Annotated in this window: 3 protein-coding genes; 1 reads left to right on the top strand and 2 read right to left on the bottom strand. The window is 72.5% G+C overall.

Annotated features, from left to right (window positions below):
* The first annotated feature begins 211 nt into the window (after positions 1-211).
* Complete coding sequence (locus H5J29_RS27570) at positions 212-634, top strand: helix-turn-helix domain-containing protein (RefSeq protein WP_376768581.1); 423 nt, start codon at positions 212-214, stop codon at positions 632-634.
* Positions 635-1,220: 586 nt separating this feature from the next.
* Here H5J29_RS27570 and H5J29_RS35505 read toward each other — a convergent pair.
* Together H5J29_RS35505 and H5J29_RS27560 are read right to left on the bottom strand one after the other, a co-directional pair.
* On the bottom strand, positions 1,221-1,373 hold the full coding sequence (locus tag H5J29_RS35505; RefSeq protein WP_246394369.1) for a hypothetical protein: 153 nt from the start codon (positions 1,371-1,373) through the stop codon (positions 1,221-1,223).
* Between the two features lie 16 nt (positions 1,374-1,389).
* Positions 1,390-2,904 (bottom strand): ATP-binding protein (locus H5J29_RS27560; protein ID WP_446686498.1); only part of this gene is annotated, 1,515 nt, incomplete at its 5' end.

The raw sequence follows: 2,904 nt of genomic DNA, 5'->3' as shown, positions 1-2,904 counted from the left end.
TCGCTCACACCGACCAGACCACTCTCGACGCGGGCCCTGTGGAGACCGCCGGCGGGAGCACGACCCGACAGTCCGAGCTGACCGCGTCGAGCACCTGAGCCCTTCTGGCGCACGCCGGCCGACCGGCCCGCAGGTAGCGCCGGGAGGTCGAAGGCCAGTATCGAGACGACCACCGCGGGAGGACGATGACGAGACCGGAGACCGATAACTCTTGACCGACAACCTCAGCAGGCTGGACGACGAGGACTACCCGGTCGTCTCCATGGGACAGGCCGCGGAGCTCCTCGGCGTCCAGCCTGCCTTTCTGCGCAGCCTCGACACGTCCGGGGCCCTGCAGCCTCACCGCACCGACGGCGGGCACCGCCGGTACTCCCGACGCCAGCTCCGGGTGGCCACCCGGTTGCGTGAGCTCCTCGACGAAGGCCACACCCTCCTCTCGGCGGAGACGATCATGGATCTCGAGAACCGCCTCGACGACACGGACTCGGCCCGACAGCGCGCCGACGACGCCCGCGACCACGCCACCGCAGCTCTCGACACCGCCCGCGTCGATCTCCGCAGCCGCACCGACGAGCTCACCGCCGCCCGCGAGCAGGTCGAGGACCTGAACGACCGAATCCGCGACCTGCGCTGAGTAACGAGCCAGGACGGGTGCGATCCACTTGTCCGTGAGGCGGTGCCCGTCGCCCGGTGCGGCTACGTGGACGGGTCACAGGTCGAGCACGGCACGCATGCTCCGTCCACCTCGACAGCGTCGAGCTGCCGATGGCTCCTCCTCCTTCCCGATCCCTGGCAGGTCGCTCCGCCCTCGAACGGCTGAGCCGACTCGTCGACGGCGCGCCCCACCCATCGTGAAGTGCTTGCGCACCGCGGAGAGACTCCGGTTCAGCCGCGGACAGCCTCCTGAAGGCTAGCCGCGGCGTTCAGTGCGCCGATGGGCAAGGAGACAGGTGGCGTGCCGCGACTCCACCACGGTCTTGGCACAGGTCATCGGTAACGAGGGCCGAGACGGTGGCGATTCCAGTCCCTGCCGTTGATCATCGCTGGTGCGCTGCGGCCCATCGTCCTGCTGTCTGCCCTGGTGGTGCCGGTGGTGATGCTCGCTGACTGGTCGTTGCCGCCGTGGCCGGGATGAGCTCCGCCGCCCTCGCGGCGTTCCTGGTTCACGTGGTGATCGCGACGGTCGAGGGTGAGCCTGCACCGGTGTCTCCGATGCGGGCTCAGCCGGCGCCGCCGATCCCGATCTCGTTGCCGTCCGGGTCGTGGAACAGCGCTGTGCGCACGCCGTTGTCGTAGGTCTCCTCACAGACGGGATGTGTGCCGCGAGCGGCCGCCGTGGCGAGGTACCCGTCGGTCGTCTTCGTGGGCTCCACCCGCTCGTCGGTGGTGCTATCCCGCTGCGGAGCGGTCCTCGCTCGCCGGCCGAGACGACGGTCGAGACGGCAGACGCGTCCGTTCGGTCGCCCGTGTGACGGCCTGCCGGGCGAGCATGAGGATCTCCGTCCGATCGGGTACTGGCTCATCGGGTGGTGCCACCTTCCGCGGGACGGCCAGGGCGGGTGCGTCCGGTGCCCGGTCGGCGGCCGCGTCGATCAGGGCCGCCGTCCGGTCGTCGCCCAGGGTGCGCAGCAGGTCGGAGAGGTTGCGCAGGGTCGCCCACAGGTGGGTCCAGTTCCCGGTCCGCGCGAAGCCGTCGATGACCCGGGTGTAGCCGCGCAGGGCGTCGTGCACCCGGCCCGCGCGGGCGAGCACGGTCAGCAGCCCGACGCTGGCGACGCCGGCCAGGAACGTCGCTCCTACTCCGCGCGCCAGGTCCAGCGCGGCGCGGTAGTGCGTCTCGGCCGCGTCGAGGTCGCCGGCCAGCCCGTCGATCTCGCCGGCCACGTACGCAGCCCAGGACCGCATCGACGGGGAGACGGCGGCCGCTGTGGCAGGTCCGTTCCACCGGCGGGCCGAGGCCAGGTCGCCGCCGTAGGCGGCGGCGAGAGCAGCGATGCCGGGACACTCCCGCTGCTCGCCCGCCAGCGCCGCCCCGGCCGACGCCTGCTCGATGGTGGCCTCGAACTCACCGCGGGCGAGAGCGACGATGGAGAGGACCATGTGGCAGTACCAGGCGTCGGCGGCTGCAGGTCCCTGGTCGAGGCCGGCCCGGGCGAGCCGCTCCGCCTCCGCCGACTCGCCTCGCTGATAGGCCGCCTCGGCGGCGACGCCCAGCACCGCCGTCGCGCGGGGGTGCTCGGTGAGCGCGGGATCGGCGGCGAGCTCCTGGGCCCAACCCCTGAGCTCGACCAGGTCGCGATAGGCGACAGCGTCGAACAGCGAGACCACGATGGTCGCGGCGACGTCGGCTGCACCGCGTCGACGGGCCAGTCGCCAGGCCGCGCGCAGGTTGGCGATCTCCCGGCGGAGGCAGGCGTCCGCCGCGGCCTCGTCAGCCCCGTCGAGCTGTGCGTGGATCCGCTCGGCGAGCCCGCCCGCCCAAGTCACCAGCAGCGCTTCGGCGGCGTCCTCCTCGTGGGCTGCGGCCAGCCGGTCGGCTCCGAACGCGCGCAGGGTCTCCAGCATCCGGTAGCGGGTGGCTGCGCTGAAGTCGGCGTCGAGCAGGGAGGCGTCCACGAGCCGCGCCAACAGGCCGCCGGGGTCCCCTGCGAGCCCGAGATCGGTGACGAGCTGTTCGGCGGTCTCGAGGTCGACTCCGTCGGGGAAGAGCGCGAGGTGCCGGAACAGCCGCTGCTCATCGGGGGTGAGCAGCTGGTACGACCATTCGACGGTCGCACGCAGCGTGCGGTGCCGGGCGTCGCCGGCGGGCCCGGCGCCGAGCAGGTCGAGCGAGCGGTCGAGCCGGGCGTGCAGGTCGGCGAGCGACAGACTGGACAGCCTGCCCGCGGCGAGTTCGATCGCCAG

This window comes from Pseudonocardia pini, from assembly GCF_013870575.1.
GTDB lineage: Bacteria > Actinomycetota > Actinomycetes > Mycobacteriales > Pseudonocardiaceae > Pseudonocardia > Pseudonocardia pini.
Note: the sequence above shows the minus strand (reverse complement) of the source record. Positions and strands in the feature narration are given on the sequence as shown.